The 18,448-nt window shown below is 33.6% G+C and carries 15 protein-coding genes; 7 read left to right on the plus strand and 8 right to left on the minus strand.

What is annotated here, in order from left to right; all coding sequences use genetic code 11:
- Positions 1-10: 10 nt before the first annotated feature.
- The 3 genes from ASJ80_RS11680 to ASJ80_RS11690 form a co-directional block, all read right to left on the minus strand.
- On the minus strand, positions 11-802 hold the full coding sequence (locus ASJ80_RS11680) for a class I SAM-dependent methyltransferase (protein ID WP_069583737.1): 792 nt from the start codon (positions 800-802) through the stop codon (positions 11-13).
- A gap of 114 nt (positions 803-916) precedes the next feature.
- Positions 917-1,960, minus strand: a complete 1,044-nt coding sequence (locus ASJ80_RS11685) for an NAD(P)-dependent glycerol-1-phosphate dehydrogenase (RefSeq protein ID WP_069583777.1) — start codon at positions 1,958-1,960, stop codon at positions 917-919.
- Between the two features lie 734 nt (positions 1,961-2,694).
- Positions 2,695-3,918, minus strand: coding sequence for a pseudomurein-binding repeat-containing protein (locus tag ASJ80_RS11690; protein WP_176720245.1), 1,224 nt, complete (start codon positions 3,916-3,918; stop codon positions 2,695-2,697).
- Between the two features lie 972 nt (positions 3,919-4,890).
- Here ASJ80_RS11690 and proS point away from each other — a divergent pair.
- The 7 genes from proS (at position 4,891) to ASJ80_RS11725 (ending at position 12,432) form a co-directional block, all read left to right on the plus strand.
- Positions 4,891-6,369 (plus strand): proline--tRNA ligase, encoded by a 1,479-nt coding sequence (gene proS / locus ASJ80_RS11695; protein WP_069583739.1) that lies wholly within the window; start codon positions 4,891-4,893, stop codon positions 6,367-6,369.
- 19 nt (positions 6,370-6,388) lie between these two features.
- A complete protein-coding gene (locus tag ASJ80_RS11700; RefSeq protein WP_069583740.1) occupies positions 6,389-7,072 on the plus strand; it encodes a hypothetical protein in 684 nt (227 codons plus the stop codon).
- A gap of 85 nt (positions 7,073-7,157) precedes the next feature.
- Complete coding sequence (gene cofC, locus ASJ80_RS11705; protein WP_069583741.1) at positions 7,158-7,835, plus strand: 2-phospho-L-lactate guanylyltransferase; 678 nt, start codon at positions 7,158-7,160, stop codon at positions 7,833-7,835.
- The gene (gene thiD, locus ASJ80_RS11710) at positions 7,832-8,590 is read left to right on the plus strand and encodes a bifunctional hydroxymethylpyrimidine kinase/phosphomethylpyrimidine kinase (protein ID WP_069583742.1); all 759 of its coding nucleotides are present in this window, start codon (positions 7,832-7,834) and stop codon (positions 8,588-8,590) included. The genes cofC and thiD overlap by 4 nt, the downstream gene beginning before the upstream one ends.
- A 549-nt stretch (positions 8,591-9,139) precedes the next feature.
- Positions 9,140-9,667, plus strand: a complete 528-nt coding sequence (locus ASJ80_RS11715; protein WP_069583743.1) for a PadR family transcriptional regulator — start codon at positions 9,140-9,142, stop codon at positions 9,665-9,667.
- Positions 9,668-10,205: 538 nt separating this feature from the next.
- Positions 10,206-11,225 carry an ABC transporter ATP-binding protein gene (locus ASJ80_RS11720; protein WP_069583744.1) on the plus strand — a complete coding sequence of 340 codons (1,020 nt, stop codon included), beginning with the start codon at positions 10,206-10,208 and terminating at the stop codon, positions 11,223-11,225.
- 43 nt (positions 11,226-11,268) lie between these two features.
- Positions 11,269-12,432 (plus strand): ABC transporter permease, encoded by a 1,164-nt coding sequence (locus ASJ80_RS11725; RefSeq protein WP_255360687.1) that lies wholly within the window; start codon positions 11,269-11,271, stop codon positions 12,430-12,432.
- A gap of 448 nt (positions 12,433-12,880) precedes the next feature.
- Here ASJ80_RS11725 and ASJ80_RS11730 read toward each other — a convergent pair whose 3' ends face one another.
- The 5 genes from ASJ80_RS11730 to ASJ80_RS11750 all read right to left on the minus strand — a co-directional run bounded on the left by ASJ80_RS11730 (position 12,881) and on the right by ASJ80_RS11750 (position 18,202).
- A complete protein-coding gene (locus tag ASJ80_RS11730; protein WP_338036869.1) occupies positions 12,881-13,372 on the minus strand; it encodes a universal stress protein in 492 nt (163 codons plus the stop codon).
- Between the two features lie 141 nt (positions 13,373-13,513).
- Positions 13,514-14,878, minus strand: coding sequence for an MFS transporter (locus tag ASJ80_RS11735; RefSeq protein WP_069583747.1), 1,365 nt, complete (start codon positions 14,876-14,878; stop codon positions 13,514-13,516).
- A gap of 281 nt (positions 14,879-15,159) precedes the next feature.
- A complete protein-coding gene (locus ASJ80_RS11740; RefSeq protein WP_069583748.1) occupies positions 15,160-15,591 on the minus strand; it encodes an ACT domain-containing protein in 432 nt (143 codons plus the stop codon).
- A 25-nt stretch (positions 15,592-15,616) separates the two neighbouring features.
- A complete protein-coding gene (locus ASJ80_RS11745) occupies positions 15,617-16,915 on the minus strand; it encodes a phenylacetate--CoA ligase family protein (RefSeq protein WP_069583749.1) in 1,299 nt (432 codons plus the stop codon).
- Between the two features lie 672 nt (positions 16,916-17,587).
- The gene (locus ASJ80_RS11750) at positions 17,588-18,202 is read right to left on the minus strand and encodes a superoxide dismutase (protein WP_069583750.1); all 615 of its coding nucleotides are present in this window, start codon (positions 18,200-18,202) and stop codon (positions 17,588-17,590) included.
- Positions 18,203-18,448 lie beyond the last annotated feature (246 nt).

The following is an 18,448-nucleotide window of genomic DNA, read 5'->3' on the forward strand; positions in this document are numbered from 1 at the left end:
TTAAAATAAATTAATATGGCCTTTTAGCTATAAACATGCCTGATTTTTTCTCAACTTGGATTTTACCATTTTCATTCAAAATATTTGCAATATAGTCCTCAAAATCAATTATTTTATCACCACTTATAACATTCTTAACCCTTGTAAATGAAAGAACGTAGTTTACTAAAGGTTCAGCTTCGGTTACTTCCAGACCATCTTCATATTTTACGAGCTTTATATCTCCAAAAGATTCACTTAACTGTTTTTCCCCATTTTCAAGACCAAATGCACGCGCAACTGGTTCCAATGAACAGTTAGCGTTTTTATCATAATTAGATACCAGATCACTCAATTCTTTCATATAATTTAGGCCAAAAGTAGTTGCATAAAGCACACCGCCACTCTTTAAAACTCTACTAATTTCAGATATTGCTTTTTTCCTGTCAGGAACATGGTAAAGCATAAGGTTTGCAATAACCACATCAAATGAATTATCAGGATGTGGAATCTGCTCTGCATCTATTACCTCATATTCAAACCTTTCTGCAGCACCGCCCAGAGTGAGTTTAGCATCACCAAGCATACCTTCTGAAAAATCAGAAAGTAGAATGTGCGCATCTTCAGGTATCTTCTGAAGGTTTGATTTCCATAATATTCCATTTCCACATCCAAGCTCAAGTATTTTAGCGTCTTTTTTAAATTGAATCTGATCAAATAACCATAAGGTCCATTTATAGGGATTTATCCCAAATCGCCTGTTTAATTCAACCCTTGCCATAAAATTACTTGAATCTGAATACTGTTTTAAAAGTGATGTCATTTTATTTACTCCTATTGTAAAACATTAAATATTAAGAATTAATTTGATTAAATCATTTTACTTGGAAATTATATGACTTATCAGATAATTTATTTCCGCAGCGAAAAAAGGTTGTTAGATAACGCCAGTTGCAGTTGCAAGTTCTTCAGCAGCTTCTTTTGTAAGTCCTCTATCTCCCAAAATAGTATACCTTTCCTTTCTAATTGTATGGGCCATAGTCAGTGCTTCAATAATACATTCTGGATCTAATTTTAGCTCACGTGCAGTTGTTGGAGCTTTTATAGTCCTTAAGGTATCTCTTATATATTTCCAATCTCCCCCATGTAGATACATCATCATTATAGTACCTATACCGCACTGTTCACCGTGTAATGCAGGTTTAGGTGCAACAATATCTAAAGCATGGCTGAACTTGTGTTCAGATCCGCTTGCAGGCCTGCTTGTCCCTGCAATACTTATGGCCATTCCGCTGCTTATGAGCGCCTTGACAACAAGAGCAGCACTTTCTACATGGCCCTCTTTTATTGCATCGGCAGATTCTAAAGTCATTTTAGCTGTCATAAGTGATAATGCAGATGCAGAATCACTGTAATATTCATTTAAAAGCCTATAAGATAATTTCCAATCTAATACAGCAGTGTAATTTGATACTATATCCCCACATCCAGCTGCAAGAAGCCTAAATGGAGCCTGACTTATGATTTCTGTATCTGCAATAACACCAATTGGCGATTGGGCTTCAAGAGATACTGATCCTTTTTCATTCTTTATAGAAGCTCTTGGTGAAGCAATTCCATCATGAGAAGCTGCAGTTGGGGCACTTATAAATTGAATGTTATTTCGGGTTGCCGCCAGTTTTGCAACATCTATTACCCTACCTCCACCAATCCCTAGGACCACAGACACATCCTTTGATGCCTCCTGAACTTCTAAAACAGCTGATTTGGATGCATTATCAATTATAAAAGTTTCAACATCGAAATTTTCATTTTGAAGGCTTTCTATAGCCTTTTCTCCCGCTATCTTGAGGGTATTTGGCCCGCTTACCACCAGAACTTTATCTTTAAACATGAGATCCTTACAGATAGAACCTGTTTCTTCAATTACTCCTTCGCCCGTATGAATTTCTCGTGGTAGTTGGATTTTCCTAAAGTCCATATTATCGTCCTTATAATATTCATTCATTGTATCGCAAATTTATTGTTTTAAAACTATATCTTTTTCTATTTTGAAAACTTTTTTAAGTGGCTAAATCATTAAATTAACTCAATTTACAGAAAATTATATAACTAATTCAAAAAGTTATATATATCTTAAATTATAAGTTTGGAACTTTAAAAAATACTTTTAAAATAGGCAAATATATAAAGGAATATCAAAAAATAAATTAAATGATTGACGATCTTTATAAGCAAAGAACTATTTTTTTGCTTGCAGAACGTGCACTGAAAAAAGCAGAAATATGCATTAATTCAGGCTCAGAGGTACTGACTCAAATAAAAACTATTTTTGAGACTTGCAAAACCTGTGGTTTTTGTACACCAAACCTTTCTTGTTTGAGTGTTTAAATCAGTACCATTACAATATTTAAACTAATAAATTAGGAGTGAATAACATGGCAAAAGTAAAAGGAACTAACGTTAGAACAAGACAAAAAAGTCATTATAAAAAAGCTGGAAGTAAAAGAGGAAGAGGCGTAAAACATTAAGGATACCTTGTAACTCAAGGTTTCTTTAATTATTTCACATTTAAATAAGGATCATATCTCTTTCAACTAACTATTTTTTTTAATTAAATAAAAATTAAATTTTTATGTAACACATTGTAAAAAAAATCTTATTTTAAAATTAAAAAAAAAGTAAATATTTTATTAATTTACTTAAAACAGCGTTTTATGTTGTCGCTTGTTTGTAGATAGCAGCTATTATTGCATTCAAATCTCCAGAATAAATGTAATTATATCCATTGTTTAACAGGTATTGATCTGGGTGTGCCAGTCCTGTAAAACTAGCAGGGCTATAATTATCATCATGTGCCCGTGGTAGCCATGCTAAACCAGTTATATTAACCGATGATGGGGCCATCCAGACGCTGAATACTTTTCTAGTTCCAACTAATTTCTTGTAATAGCTTTGTCCCATTTCATATATTACACCAGCATCTGCTCCACCATAAACATCAACTATTAAAGCATTTGCAGGTACGCTTGTATTTTGAAGTACGGAATAATGTGTATTAGCACCTAAACCTGCGTTATATGCATTTATTCCCAGTGCTTTTAAACCATTTACAATAGCGTTGATTCTATTTGTATCAGTTGTTGCTCCATTTATGTAATCACTTGTTATATATACAGGTCTTGCCTGTGATACAGCTGAAGTAACTGTTGACCATGCTTTTACTGAAACGTAATTTGGTAATGCCTTGTTTGTTTGATAGTAATTGAGTATCTTTGAATATGTATAAATCAAGGATTCATATCTTAATTTACCAAGATTAGTGTTTGCATAATTTGGTGTTATACCATTTGCATCTATAAACGTTTTAACTCTTTTAGCAAGGTCTACATAATCTGACTTGTATATATTTCCACTTGTAATCTTTTCACTGGATTGTGCAGGAGCAGCGACAGTTTTTAAAGTTATCGGTGTTGTTGTTCCGTTGTTTAACTGCAGTAAACCTGCAGTAAGCAGTCTTAAGAAGTCAGGCATTTTAACATGTGTTGTACCAATTGTCACATAATTTGGAAGGACATGGTTGGTTTCAATGTATGCTTTGACCCTGGCTGCTGCATCGGTGATTTGACTCACAGTAAAACTTGTTGAATTAATTGTTGTTTTTGTTTCTCCTGCTGCAGCATATTGTTTCTGACTGCTAACACTGGTAATTACTGTAGTTTGCTGTGTTTGACTTTTATTTGTAGATTTTATAGTTGAATTTGCCACAGCTTGAGTTGTAGATTTAGTATTTGTCTGTAAAGTATTGTTTGCTGTTTGGTTTATGCTTAAATTATACACAGTACTGTTATTAACAGCCTGTGTTTGTGCAGCCCCCACATCTGATGCACTTGCACCAGCGATACCCATCAATGACAGACTGAATATTAATAAAGCCATAAATAACAATTTTTTCCTTATTGTACCGCCTCCGATTTCCCATGTGCAAAAAAGCTCTGATTTTGACAGTTTTTGTACTTTGAATTTTGCAAGCATTGAAAACTTGAATTCAAGTTTTTCAGGGAGTAAGAAAAAATTAATTTCTATAATATATAAATATTATGGTTTAAATTTAGAAAAAAAGCATCTTTAGAGCTATTTTTTTGATTTGAAGCTCATTTTGAAGTTATATAAAATTAAGTATTAAGACAAGGCAGCTTAGTTAGCACTTTTAACTAATAACGTCATTTAAAACGTTATTTTGACAAAATAAGCCTATTTATTGCTTTTACAACATACAGATAAATCGTATAATTATTTAAAAAAGCTTATTAGCTTTTTATTTGAATAAAAACCATTTTTTTCAAAATTAAGAAAATTTAAATTAGTTTTATTAAATAAGTAGTAATTAGTATGTTTAGAATTGTTACAATAATACATATATCTCTTTAATTATTTTTTATCTTTTTAAATTTTTATTTTAATTTCAATCAAAAAATCACTGCGAAGATATAATTTTTTGCCAGAAAATCATGATTTTTGAGTGTTTAATGTCTCTATTTTTGACCATATTATTAAAATAAATAAAAAAATGTAATTTAAATTAAAAAGTTAAGCTCAAATCTATTTTCTAAAATCGATTTAGTTTTCGCCCATATCTATACCCAAATTACACTTCCTGTTAAATTTTAATTTTAGTTAATTATATTAAAAACTTCAACTATATTCACATGAAGATATAACTCCATTAATTATATAACCTCAGGGACAGGAGCGTAGTTTTATATTAGTTATTTAATGGGACTAAAAATTACTTTTTTAAAGAATTCCCTACCTTTAATCTTAAATAATTAAAGGAACAACTATCTACTATAATATCCATAAAAAATATAATCATTTTATATACTTATTAGATTTTAATTAGGTGAATATATGACAGATTTCAGTGAATGGTTCCATAATATCTTAGAAGAAGCAGAAATAATCGACGATAGATATCCTGTAAAAGGGATGAACGTTTGGCAACCACAAGGATTCAAAATAAGAAAATATACTTTAGAAATTCTTCGAAATATCTTAGACAAGACCCATGAAGAGGTACTTTTCCCAATGTTAATTCCTGAAGATGAACTTGCAAAGGAAGCAATACATGTCAAAGGTTTTGAAGAAGAAGTTTACTGGATTACACATGGAGGACTTACAGAACTGAATAAAAAACTTGCACTTAGACCTACAAGTGAAACTGCCATGTATCCAATGTTCTCATTATGGGTAAGATCCCATACCGATCTCCCTATGAGGTTTTACCAGATTGTTAACACATTTAGATACGAAACAAAACACACACGACCTTTAATACGGGTCAGGGAAATTACCACATTTAAAGAAGCGCATACTGTACACGCAACAGAAGAAGAATGTGAAGAAGAGGTACAGAATGCAGTTAAAATTTACAAACAATTCTTTGATATGCTCGGAATTCCTTATATGATTTCAAAGCGCCCGCAGTGGGACAAATTCCCTGGTGCTAAATATACAGTAGCATTTGATACTATCCTCCCTGATGGAAAAGCACTCCAAATTGGAACAGTACATAATCTTGACCAAACCTTTGCAAAGACATTTGATATAACTTATGAAACAGAAGAAGGAGACCATAAATATGTTTACCAAACATGTTACGGCATATCTGACAGAGTTATAGCATCAATTATAGGTATTCATGGAGATGAGAAAGGATTGTGTTTACCACCAGCAGTTGCACCTTATCAGGTTGTTATTGTACCAATTATATTTAAAAAAGGTGCTGAAGAAGTTTTAGAGTTCTGTAGAAATATAGAAGCTAAACTCAAGTCTGCAGGATTAAGGGTCCATTTTGATGATAGGGACATAAGAGCAGGGAAAAAATTCTATGAACATGAAATGAGGGGAGTTCCTCTAAGAATGGAAATAGGTCCTCGCGACATTGAAAATAAGAATGCAGTAGTCTTTAGAAGGGATAAACTTGAAAAAGACACTATTTCAATTGAATCTGATGACTTTATAGATGAAATTAAATCCACATTAAGCAATATAACTCATGATATGAGAGAAAAAGCATGGGGATCCTTCAACAAGCACCTAAGAGATGCTGAAACCGTTGAAGAAGCTGCCCGGGAAATTGAAAAAAACATGGGAATTGTTACATTCCACTGGTGCGGAAATGAAGCTTGCGGAAAAGAACTTGAGGAAAAAGTCAGAGTAGATATTCTTGGAGTTCGAGAAAGTAAATCAGAGACTTACAAAATGCCTTTAACCGAAATAACAAAAGAAGAGATAGATTTACTTCAAGAGGAAGGGGCAGCAGCACGTGAATGTATTAACTGTGGGAAGCCTTCTACATGCAGAACTATGATTGCAAAAACCTATTAAAAATTAGCTGGGGAAACATATGAATATAAGAGTTGTAAGTCTTGTATTAGTAGTTTTAATATTTGCGTTAGTTTCTGGAATGATAAGTTACTCAGTATCCAGTGGAGTACATTTAAATGACGCATATACCAGTGGAAAGATCACAGTAGTTCAGCAAACTGCAGCAGGTACAGTTCCTCACCAGGTTATGATAACAAATAATGCAAGCAAATCTGTTAAAGTGAAGAAAGGAGACGTACTTGCAAGTACAGTATCTCAAGATCTTGTAATTGCAGAAGATAAAACGATATCATCAAACTCAAATGCAACTGTAAAGGCATACTGCCTAGAACCATCTCAAAGGGCTGTCGTAGGTACAAAGTTATTGCCTGTAAATACCACATACAGCGCAATAACTCGTGTGATAAGTGATTCTAATCCAACTAACTCTCAAAGTGCTATGAACGCCCAACTTCAAATCTGGATAATTACATCCGAAGGCAACTTAAATCCATATACTGGAGAACCAGTGGCCGTTGTAGATAATAATAATATTACATGGTCAGAGTTCCGCCAGGATATAGCCGATGCCAAAAGCGATGTTATGAGCACATTCAACGTTACAGAAAGCAATATCAAAAATTTAAATCAAACACAATCAAACAGTGGATCAACTTCATCATGGATAGACAATACTATAAGTTGGATAAAAGAATCAATATAATTTATATTAATTAAAATTTTATTTCAAGTAGGGTCTATAAATGAATTAACCACTATGTAAAAAATCTGATTCAGGAGTTACCACTATGGAAAAAACATTTGCTGTAATCCCAGTATCAAAATTTACAGATGCAAAAACAAGATTATCCCCTAAGTTAACGCCATTGGAACGTGAAAATTTATTAAAATCCATGTTAAAAGATGTAATTGGAGTTTTAAGCGGGTTAGTAGACAATATAATAGTTATAAGCTCTGATGATGATGTTTTAAATTTTGTAAAAAAACTCGGCGTTGAAACCTTTAAGGAAAAAGGAGTTACTGATTTAAATGGTGCATTAACTCAGGCAATTCAACACTATTCTAATTTTTGCAGTAATATATTTATAGTACCCTCTGACGTGCCTTTAATTAAAAAGAATCATGTTAAAGATATATTAAATAGAAGTCAAGAATTTGATGTTGTCATTGCTCCTTCAAAAGGTGGAGGTACAAATGCACTTCTATGCCCTACTTCCTTTTGTGTGAAATTCGGAGATTACAGCTTCTTTGAACATATAGATGAAGCTAAACTAAGAGGACTTTCACACAGCATTTATGATTCCTTTTATTTATCCATGGATGTGAATACAGCAGAAGACCTCGGAGAAATAATGCTACATGGAAAAGGAACTGAAGCAAAAGACTATTTAAAGAAAGTACAGCTTAAAGTTAAATCTAACCATGGATCTGAAAGGTTGGATGTTAGCCGAGAGGCCACCATATGATCGCGATGTCCATTGCGGGCTTTGACCCTTCAGGCGGTGCTGGAATTTTAAATGATATCAAGACTTTTTCTGCATTTGGTGTTTATGGAACTGCCGTAATAACAGCCCTCACTGCTCAAAATATAAATAAAGTAGAGGGAGTTCAGCCAGTTGATGTGCAGTTCATTGAAAAACAAATTGATACAATCTTAAAACAGGAAAAAATTGAATTTGCAAAGACAGGGATGCTTTACTCTGATAAAATCATAAAAACAGTTGCCCAAAAAACTACCGAGTATGGACTAAAAGTGGTGGTTGATCCTGTAATGATCGCAGGCTCTGGGGGGCACCTGTCCCAAAAAGACTTTGCCAGATCTTTAAAAAAATATCTTCTACCTGTTGCTACATTAACCACCCCCAATATACATGAAGCCCAGGAAATTTCAGGAGTTAAAATAGAGAATACAGAAGATTCCATAGAGGCTGCACTTAAAATTGGAGAAACATGTAATGTTGTAGTTACTGGAGGGCATCTTGAAGGAACTGATGTCCTTTTCGATGGTTCCATAAAGGTTATAGAAGGGGAACTTGTGGAAAGTAACAATACACACGGCAGCGGCTGTACCTATTCATCTGCAATTACTGCATCCATTATAAATGGAGATAACATAGAAACTGCTGTTAAAAAGGCAGGAAAATTTGTAAAAGAAAGTATTAAATATGGAAGCATGGGAACTTTAAATCAGTTCTGGAAATGTAATAGTTTAAACTTTTAAATTTTATTGAAGTGCTCTATGTGTGTTTCAAAAAATATTTCCGTTCTTTGATTTAAATGAAATCCTTTAATTTTTGGCATATAGAATACTATTTCTTTAAAATCTTTGTTTCAAACCACCTGAATTTGGGATTAAATAAATTGACTACACAATTTATTATTGAAGTTTATAATCACCTTTGAAAAAGCAATTTAACAATATTTGTTCAATTTTATTTTTTTTACTTTGACTCAAGTTCTTGATAATTTGAAGAGTTGTTGACTCAAGTTCTTGATAATTTAATTAGAGATCGATATTAAATTCATATGTTCTGTTTTTGCGAAATATACGACAAAATAATGAGTATTGAGATTTTAGAATTTTTTAAAAATATTTTTAAAAACCGATTCATTTATATGTTAGTAAAACTACATTATAAGTAGTTGATATCAAACAGTTGAGTGATCATTTGAAAATTATTGTCAATGAACACAAAAACTAGTTTATATCCATTACATAATATCAACTATTTGAGTTATATCAATCAGTTGATTAGGAGGAACATAAAATATGGAAAATCATGACCAATTTCATGACCATGAACACCATGACCCCTTTCATAAAAATATTAATGAAATGATTAATGAAATGCAAAAATTAGGTGGTTTAAGAATATGGATAATGCATGTTTTGGATGAAAATGGACCTACAAATGGTGCTGAAATTATGGTAGCAGTGCAGGCTCACACTAATTTAAGCCCAAACGGTCCTTATAAAAACGCAGGCCCTTTACCAGGTTCAATATATCCTATGCTAAAGAAAATGGTGTCTGAAGATCTTATCAACAAAAATTCAGAAGGGCAATATAATTTGACAGAATATGGACGAAAACTAAACTCTAAACTCATGGGACGTTTCCATGTAGATCGTCAGGAAAATAATATTCGAAAGGTATGGTCAATAGAAAACATTTTAACTGAAATTGAAAACGATTTATCATATTTAGAGGACATTAAAACAGAGAAACTCACTACTAGAAAGGAGAGAATAAAAAACTTGGCTGAAAGAATTAATGAAATTAACAAATCATTAGAATAAATGGCTTTAGTTACATATTTAATTCATTTTGATTCAAGTTAGCGGTAGCTGTCATTAAGTTATAATAAAAAACTGCTCAAGGGTTTTAGGCACTGTTTAATCCATTGTTAATATAAGTTAGCGACAGCTATCATGTAATCAATGAAATATGGAAAAAAACAATGACAGAACAATTTATAATATTCAGATACCCAGAAAAACCATGCAAAAAAGTATATGGAAGAGCAAAAGCAGTATAAAATTCATTAAATGAAATTGATAGTCATATATCTTATTTAAAGACATTAAGAGAGAAGAGCTAATTCCATATGAAGAATTAATTGGAGAATTAGATAAAAGACTCAAAAAAAATGAAAAATTTGCTCCAAGAGAGATAATTTAAAAGCTAATGAGTAATTAAAGCAGGTAATACTTTAATTACATTATAAAAACTGTTAGAAGCAGTCTTAATTTACACATTTTTGTTTATTCAACTCGAATTAGCGGTAGCTCTCTTCAAGCACTGAATTAACTAAATTAGAGGATAGGAGGAAAAAAAATGGCTGAATACACTATAGAATTAAATAACCTGACTAAAAAGTTTGGTGATTTTACAGCAGTGGATGATTTATCGCTGACTGTAAAGAAAGGAGAAATATTTGGTTTTTTAGGCCCAAATGGTGCAGGCAAGAGTACTACTATAAGAATGCTATGTACACTCGCCCAACCTACATCTGGCTCTGCTAAGGTTGCAGGCTATGATATTGTTAAAGATTCCGAAAAAGTTCGAGAAAACATTGGATTAGTTGCAGAGAAGATGATCATGTACGACAGGCTCACTGCAGCTGAAAACCTCAGGTTTTTTGGAAAACTTTATGATATGCCCAAGCAAAAACTGGAGAAAAGAATTGATGAGCTGCTTGAACTTGTTGATATGCAGAAATGGAAACATACACAGATAGCCACATTCTCTACAGGTATGAAACAGCGGATTAATGTTATCCGGGCACTGCTGCCAGAGCCTAAAATTCTTTTCATGGATGAGCCAACACTTGGCCTTGACCCACAGACAACATTTTCCATAAGAGATATTACAAGAAAAATCAACGAGAGTGGGGTGACAGTTATATTAACGACACATGCTATGGTAGAAGCAGAAGCTCTGAGTGACCGTGTTGCTATTATAGACCATGGAAAAGTTGCTGCTCTTGATACTTCACAAAATCTGAAGAATCTAATATCAAAAAGTAATGTATCTATATTTGGCGCTAAAATTACGAATCTGACACCTGAATTGATTGAGAAGATTAATTCACTTGATGTGGTTGTTACTGTTTCACAACAGGATGACCACAATTTGAAAATAAGTGCTAATGGTACAGATGCCCTTAACCATATCATCGATGTTATCCGTCACGAAGGTGGTAACATCTCCGTTATAACCAATAGTAATGAATCAACTCTAGAAGATGTTTTCCTGGCTGTTACAGGTAAGGAAATACGTGACGAGGCCAGTAAAAAATCTTCCATTGCATACTATGATCCCCATGAATCTGCTGCTAAATCAAGGGTGAGGTGAAAACATGAATACAGTAAAAATATTAAAAGATAGTTATCACGTAATGACTAAGGAAATGATCGAGTTAAAACGTGACAAAATGACGATAGCAGGAATGATTGTCATGCCTTTGATTTTCCTACTATTGTTTGGCTTCATTTTCCCAAGTGGTAGCACACATGAAAATGTTCAAATGGGGCTGGTCAACTTGGATCAAGGTGCCGGAAGTAATGAATTCATAACACAAATGGAAACTATGAATAACCAACTGGCAACTAGTAAAAATAGCAGTTATATGAGCTTTACTAATTATTCTAGCGTTGATACAGCTAAAACAGCTATTAACCAAGGAAAAATAAGTGGTGCATTTGTCATACCTCCGGGATTCTCAAATAATGTGACGAATGGACAACCTGCAAATGTTATAATTAATATAGATAACAGTAATCCTCAAGTTGCCGGGACAGTTGAGCAAGTGTCATCAGGCACCGTAAGTGGGTTAAATGGAATAATAGCAAATGCTAGTGTTTTAAAATTGGGTAATGAAGCAAATCAGCAAATTAATCCCCAAGCTGTAATAGCTCGTTATACTCCAAATATTGAAAATACTATACCTGGTGCCTCCAACTACTTCAATTTCCTAGTACCTGGACTGATGGTCATGATTGGTATGATGCGTGTTATGGATAGTATTCCTGAAACAATCTCTAAAGAAAAGGAATTAGGCACATTTGATGGATTGTTATCTGCACCAGTTCACCATATCTCAGTTCTTCTTGGAAAAACGATGGCACTGACCATAAGAGGATTAGTAGAATGTTTATTTGTACTAATATTTGCAGTCCTACTCTTTGGAGTGACTGTACATGGAAACATGCTACTGGTATTTGTCATGACTTTCCTTGGCCTTTTCAGCTTTATAGGAATCGGATTTATGGCTGTAGCCCTAGCTAAAGATCAAGGAGGTGCTTCAACAATCATGGATCTACTCATGTTCCCTATGATGTTTCTGAGTGGTGTAATATTTCCTATACAACAGATGCCTTGGATCATGCAGGAGATTTCAAAGTTGAGTCCTTTGACCTATGCAGGCGATGCTATGCGTAAAATAATGCTCTTAAATGCAAATGTGGCAGACGTATCCACCGATATAATTATAGTATTGGTTTTTGGTATTGTTACATTGGCTATTGCATTACCGTTATTCAGTAGATCAGTGAAAGACTAGATTCAATTTTAAACATTTGCTTAAGAATAAATGGAGTGTTCATAAATGAAAATAAAATGAAGAATCAATATGGAAGTAATTGGAATAATTGATACCTAAATCTTTAAAAAGAATGTAAAACTCAACATTACTTTTTTTTAATTTGTAAATCTTACTTAAGGAGACACCTGTTCGATTCCAGACTGAATAGTAGAAAAGCCAATGAATTTAGTTTGTGGTCCAATCAACAAAACCGCTTAACTGGTCTCTTTTTGGATTTACCTATGTATCTTCAATAGAACTACTGTCCTTTTGCCCCAAGTTACAATACTTCTTTAGAGTTATTCCAAAAATCTAATATCTTCTTTTTTAAACATTAAACTCCACTATAGGCTCTTTTTATGATGTTCTGGGTCTACTAGTGATTCTTTAAAAGGACACTAATCTTTGCTATCTCTAATTTTCAAAGTTAAGGAACCACCAGAACAGGACGCTTTGTTTCTCTTATCACTCTTTCAGTTGTACTCCCAAGTAAAACCCTATCTAAACCGTGTTTGCCTGAAGCCCCCATGATCACAACATCTACATCTTCGTTATCCATAGTTTCGAGTATCACTTCATGTGGCTTTCCTTCATCGATTTTAGATATGAATTCAATGTTTTTACACATTCCTTTGCACTGGCTATCTTCTAAATCCTTTTTAAATCCAGCAATAGCTCTTTTACCTTCGTTTCTCAATTCTTTTTCTAAATCCTCTCTAAAACTCGGCAGATATGAGGGCTGCAGATAGTTGACATCGATTACGTTCAATACAATAATATCTGCACCGGTTACATCTGCAAGTGATATAGCATGTTCACCTGCTCTTTTTGAACTTTCCGAGCCGTCTGTAGGTAACAAAATTTTTTTATACATACTTGAACCTCCAAAATTTTTGTTAACAAAAATTTTTGGGTTCAAAAATGCATAGCATTTCTTCAACCCCCAAAAATCTTCGATTTTTTGTGGAACACTTTGTGTTTGGTATATCAAAATTTTTCAATTTTCAAATGTTCAGGAAAATTAGAAATTTTCCTTCAACCTCCTGTACTAACTAACTATTTATTTTCTAGCCATTGACGCAAAAATACCTCCAAAACAGAGTACCGCAAATATGATAAAGGTTATCTGTATACTTTGAATTAAAGCAGGGTACTGTGCAGGTAATATCTGCACCCTACCAATTAACAGAGCAAAGATCAACATAGCTATTCCCATACTTAAAACTTGACCCACCAAACGCATGGTACTTACTGTTGCTGAAGCTACACCAAAAAATCTTCTTTCCACAGATCCCATAATGGCATTTGTATTGGGGGAAGAAAAAAGCCCAAATCCAATGCCAAGTACAATCAATCCAATTATTATATATTCAAATGTCGTCTGTGCGCTTATAACTGCAAAAATTAAAAGTCCCAATGTCACCAGTGCCATTCCTACAGATGCCATGATACGTGGTTCATAACGATCTGAGAGCCTACCTGCAAAAGGAGTTATTATGGCCATCATTATCGGTTGGGCTATCAAAATTAGACCTGCATTTTGCGCGCTTAATCCTTTTACATACTGTAAATAAAGGCTTAAAAGGAATGTAACTGCAAATGTAGCACTGTAATTTATAAGTGCAGCCATGTTAGAGAAAGCAAATGCCCTATTTTTAAAGAATAACGTCATATCCAGCACAGGACTAGCTATACTCAATTCTAACCTGATGAATCCTAAAAATAATAAAACACCTGCAATTATAGCCGCTATTCCCCATATGTCAGGAAGCGATGAAAATCCAAATATAACCAGTACAAGAGCCGTACTGTAAATCACTGAACCAGGTAAATCAAATTTTTCTCCTTTACACGCTGCCCATTCCTGTTCCCTCAATTTCCAGAATACCAGAACAATTACCAGTAAACCAAACGGTACCATTAAATAGAATAAACTTCTCCAGCCAATATAATGAGTTATAAGACCTCCTAAAACTGGTCCGAGAGAAAGTCCAGTGTAAACTGCTGCAATATTTATTCCAATTGCTTTTCCTCTTTCTTGAGGAGGAAAAGCTGATGTTATAATGGCAAGTCCAGTAACGAAAATCATTGCACTGCCAATTCCCTGTAACACCCTAAATCCAATAAGTGCAAGGGTGGAAGGAGCCATAGCTGATAAAAAAGATGCTATGGTAAAAATAATAATTCCAGAAGTAAAAACTTTTTTCATTCCATGTATATCTGCTATTCTCCCAAATGGAACAGCAAACATGGCTGATGTTAATAGAAATGCTGTTGGAATCCAGCTCAGCAAAATAGCATCTGTAGCAAATTCAGAAGCAATTGCAGGAAGTGCGATATTAACAGAAGAACCCATAAATGGAGTTAAAAAGGAAGCTATAGTAGCTATCAATAAAGCCGACATTTTATTAACATTGTTACCCATGAAAACACCAGTTAACTAAATTTATAGTTAATATTTGTTACTGCCATTATATAAAAATTTAGAATTCATTTTTTCAGGTATAAAGACTTTAGAACCAGTAGTTTAAGTTTAAAATTAGCATTTATTATTCAATTCTAAAAATTATACCATTTGGAACTTTTAAATTATTTAAAGAGGATGATTAAGTTTTTAAATTAAAAAAATAAAATAAAAATTAAAAAAGATCCTGCAAAAATTAAAGGTCTTGACGTGAAAACTCTAGTTTTTGAGATTTTTTAATGTTATAACTCATAAACTTCTTCAGGTGAGAGAACTGCGGCTCCACCCTCTTTTAAAGCGGCAATACCTTCATCGATATCTTCAGTACGCAGTACAACTACTGCTTTTTCTGCTTTCTTTTCAACAAATGCATATATGTATTCCACGTTAGTATCCGATTTATTTAATACTTCAAGAATTCCTTCAAGTCCACCGGGAGTATCTGGAACTTCTACTGCAATTACATCAGTTATTTTAACTACAAAATTGCCAGCTTCAAGTGTTTTTTTTGCCTTTTCAGGGTCAGGGACTATAATTCTTAAAATCCCAAACTCAGATGTATCTGCAATTGAGAGAGCACGTATATTCATCCCTGATTCCCTTAGAATACTCAGTGCGTTCCATAGTCTCCCTTTTTTATTTTCTAAAAATATAGATACCTGTTTTAATTTCATGTTCGCCACCTTGCATGATTTATATTTAAATTTCCCTTTTATCAATAACCCTAACAGCTTTACCTTCACTTCTTGGAAGTGATTGTGGTTCAACAAGAGTTACATTAACTCTAAGTCCAATTTCACTGTGGATACGGTCCTCTATCATCTTTTTGATTTCTTCTACATGTTTTACTTCATCTGAAAAGAACTTTTCAGATGTTTCAACCTGAACTTCAAGTTCATCCAGGTGCTGCGGCCTTGTAACCACAATCTGGTAGTGCGGTTCAAGATCTTCAATCTTAAGCAGCGCTTTTTCAATCTGTGATGGGAATACAATTACTCCCCTAATTTTAAGCATGTCGTCGGTACGCCCTGTGATTCTATCCATTTTGATAAGTGTCCTTCCGCAGGAACATTTTCCCTTTCTTAAAGCTGTAACATCCTTTGTACGGAAACGAATTACAGGCATGCCCTCCCTTGTTAATGTTGTTAAGACAAGCTCTCCTTTTTCTCCTTCAGGTATTGTTTCAAGTGTTTTAGAATCAACGATCTCAGGGTAAAAATGATCATCAGATATGTGCAGCCCGTTTTTATCCTCACATTCCATAGCCACCCCCGGACCAATTACCTCAGTCAACCCATAAATGTTAAGCGCAGTGAGATTAAGCCTTTTTTCTATCTCGTTCCGCATTTCTTCAGTCCACATCTCAGCCCCAAATACTCCTGCTTTCAATTTTATTGATTCTTTGCTGATTCCTTCTCGTTGAGCCATTTCACCCAGATAAAGTGCATATGACGGTGTACATGTTAGTACAGTTGATCCAAAATCTTCCATAATTTCAAGCTGTCTCATAGTATTTCCAGCAGAAATAGGTACTACTGTAGCCCCTATTTTTTGTGCACCATAATGTACTCCCATTCCACCTGTAAAAAGTCCATAACCATAAGCATTCTGAATTATATCCTTTTTTCCAGCTCCGGCCATTCCTAAGGCCCGTGCAATAACTTCTCCCCATAAATCCAGATCTTTTACCGTGTATCCTGAGACTGTTGGTTTTCCCGTTGTCCCTGATGTAGTATGTACTTCCACTATCTCATCTTCAGGAACTGCAAACATTCCAAAGGGGTAAGCATCCCTTAAATCAGTTTTAGTGGTAAATGGAAGTTTTTCAATATCTTTAAGAGTTTTAATATCTTCTGGCTTAACACCTGCTTCATCAAAACGCTTTCTGTAATATGGAACATTTTCATATGCTCTCTTTACAACGGCTTGTAGTCTTTTAAGTTGTAGTGCTTCTTTATCATTTTCTGACATGCACTCTGCTTCTTTATTCCAGATCATTTATCTCCCTGCCAATCATTAGATAAAATTGTAATATAAACTTTAGTTAAAATCTATTTTTATAACTTATGTATTTATTTGTAGCAACTGCAATCTCGGGAGATACACTAATTTAAGGAATCAAATAAGTAGCCTGTTTAAGGACTTTAATGTGCATAATATCAATTTTTATCACGTTAATTCTGCCCAAAATGCATATAACTATCATATAAATGTATTAATCTAATTTATAATATTTAAATTAAAAATATTTGTATTAAAAAGATCTATTTTAAATTTCAAGAACATATAATAATTTATAAAGTATAATAAATACTATTAATAATTTCTTTAATTTTTACACTATAATGAATCTAGTTATACATAAATAAATCCGAAAGGCTTATTAACTAATGCATCACTAAACAATAGATCGGCAAAGGGTATTCTAATCACGTAATTTTTACCGCCTAACCGATTACTGATTTTCCCTTTGCCCAAAATATATAAAAAAATGCTTACCGCCTCCAGAAGCATTGGAATATATGCCATATAAAATTATACACCTTTTTACTTATTTATCATCTTTTAATTTTATATAACACGAATATGAACGCTGATTAATTTTTGTAAAATAATTCTAACTAAAAAGATGCTTTTAAATATTTAATAAAAAAGAAGAATTTAAAGAGTTTAACCTTTTAACCAGGCATCAACTCGAGTATTGACCTCATCCCAGTTTACTATGTTCCAGAAGGCTGCAACAAAGTCTGGTCGGACATTTTTGTAATCCAGGTAGTAAGCATGTTCCCACACATCCAGTACCATAAGCGGAGGCCACCTAGGAGCGGTATTTACACTGTGTTTTTCAAGCTGTAGTATAATCAGCCTATCCGTACTTTTACACAGAGTAACAACTGCCCATCCAGAACCTTCTGTAGTTATAGCAGCCTGTGAAAACTCTTTTTTGAACCTTTCAAAGCTGCCAAAATCTTTTTTTATGTATTCAGCTATTGTGCCAGTTGGTTCACCGCCATTTTTATCAGCAGGTCCCATATTCTTCCAAAATAGCGTATGAAGCTGGTGTCCACCTGCATTGAATGCAAGTTCCTTTGCTTTAGCTTTAACATCAAAATCTTCGCCTTTTTCCCTTGCTTCATCATACAATTTAAAAATAGCATTTGCAGCATCTACATAAGCTTGATGATGTTTTTGGTGGTGTATTTTAAGCTGTTGTTCAGAAATATGCGGTTCTAAATCTTTATATCCATAATCTAATTCAGGTAATTCATAAAATCCCTTTGCCATAAAAATACCTCCAAAAAATTTTAATAAAAAAATTTTTGGGGTTCAGGAAAATACTACGTATTTTCCTTCAACCTCCAAAAAATTTTCAATTTTATTAGGGTTTCAGAAAATTCATCTTGAATTTTGAGAACCTCCAAATATTTCATATTTGGGGCCCTCGAACACTGTGTGTTCGGGGCATCGGAAATCGGGGATTTCCGAATGTTCAAAAATCTCAATCAAAGATTGAGATTTTTTCAACCTCCT

The sequence above is a fragment of the Methanobacterium bryantii genome (assembly GCF_002287175.1).
Classification (GTDB): Archaea; Methanobacteriota; Methanobacteria; order Methanobacteriales; family Methanobacteriaceae; genus Methanobacterium_D; species Methanobacterium_D bryantii.

Excerpts from the sequence above, each read along its gene's own strand:
- ASJ80_RS11690 (WP_176720245.1), bottom strand. The coding sequence starts at position 3,918 with ATGGCTTTATTAATATTCAGTCTGTCATTGATGGGTATCGCTGGTGCA.
- ASJ80_RS11680 (WP_069583737.1), bottom strand. The coding sequence starts at position 802 with ATGACATCACTTTTAAAACAGTATTCAGATTCAAGTAATTTTATGGCA.
- thiD (WP_069583742.1), top strand. The coding sequence starts at position 7,832 with ATGATCGCGATGTCCATTGCGGGCTTTGACCCTTCAGGCGGTGCTGGA.
- ASJ80_RS11725 (WP_255360687.1), top strand. The coding sequence starts at position 11,269 with ATGACTAAGGAAATGATCGAGTTAAAACGTGACAAAATGACGATAGCA.
- ASJ80_RS11715 (WP_069583743.1), top strand. The coding sequence starts at position 9,140 with ATGGAAAATCATGACCAATTTCATGACCATGAACACCATGACCCCTTT.
- ASJ80_RS11685 (WP_069583777.1), bottom strand. The coding sequence starts at position 1,960 with ATGGACTTTAGGAAAATCCAACTACCACGAGAAATTCATACGGGCGAA.
- proS (WP_069583739.1), top strand. The coding sequence starts at position 4,891 with ATGACAGATTTCAGTGAATGGTTCCATAATATCTTAGAAGAAGCAGAA.
- ASJ80_RS11750 (WP_069583750.1), bottom strand. The coding sequence starts at position 18,202 with ATGGCAAAGGGATTTTATGAATTACCTGAATTAGATTATGGATATAAA.
- ASJ80_RS11740 (WP_069583748.1), bottom strand. The coding sequence starts at position 15,591 with ATGAAATTAAAACAGGTATCTATATTTTTAGAAAATAAAAAAGGGAGA.
- ASJ80_RS11745 (WP_069583749.1), bottom strand. The coding sequence starts at position 16,915 with ATGATCTGGAATAAAGAAGCAGAGTGCATGTCAGAAAATGATAAAGAA.
- ASJ80_RS11720 (WP_069583744.1), top strand. The coding sequence starts at position 10,206 with ATGGCTGAATACACTATAGAATTAAATAACCTGACTAAAAAGTTTGGT.
- ASJ80_RS11735 (WP_069583747.1), bottom strand. The coding sequence starts at position 14,878 with ATGGGTAACAATGTTAATAAAATGTCGGCTTTATTGATAGCTACTATA.
- ASJ80_RS11700 (WP_069583740.1), top strand. The coding sequence starts at position 6,389 with ATGAATATAAGAGTTGTAAGTCTTGTATTAGTAGTTTTAATATTTGCG.
- cofC (WP_069583741.1), top strand. The coding sequence starts at position 7,158 with ATGGAAAAAACATTTGCTGTAATCCCAGTATCAAAATTTACAGATGCA.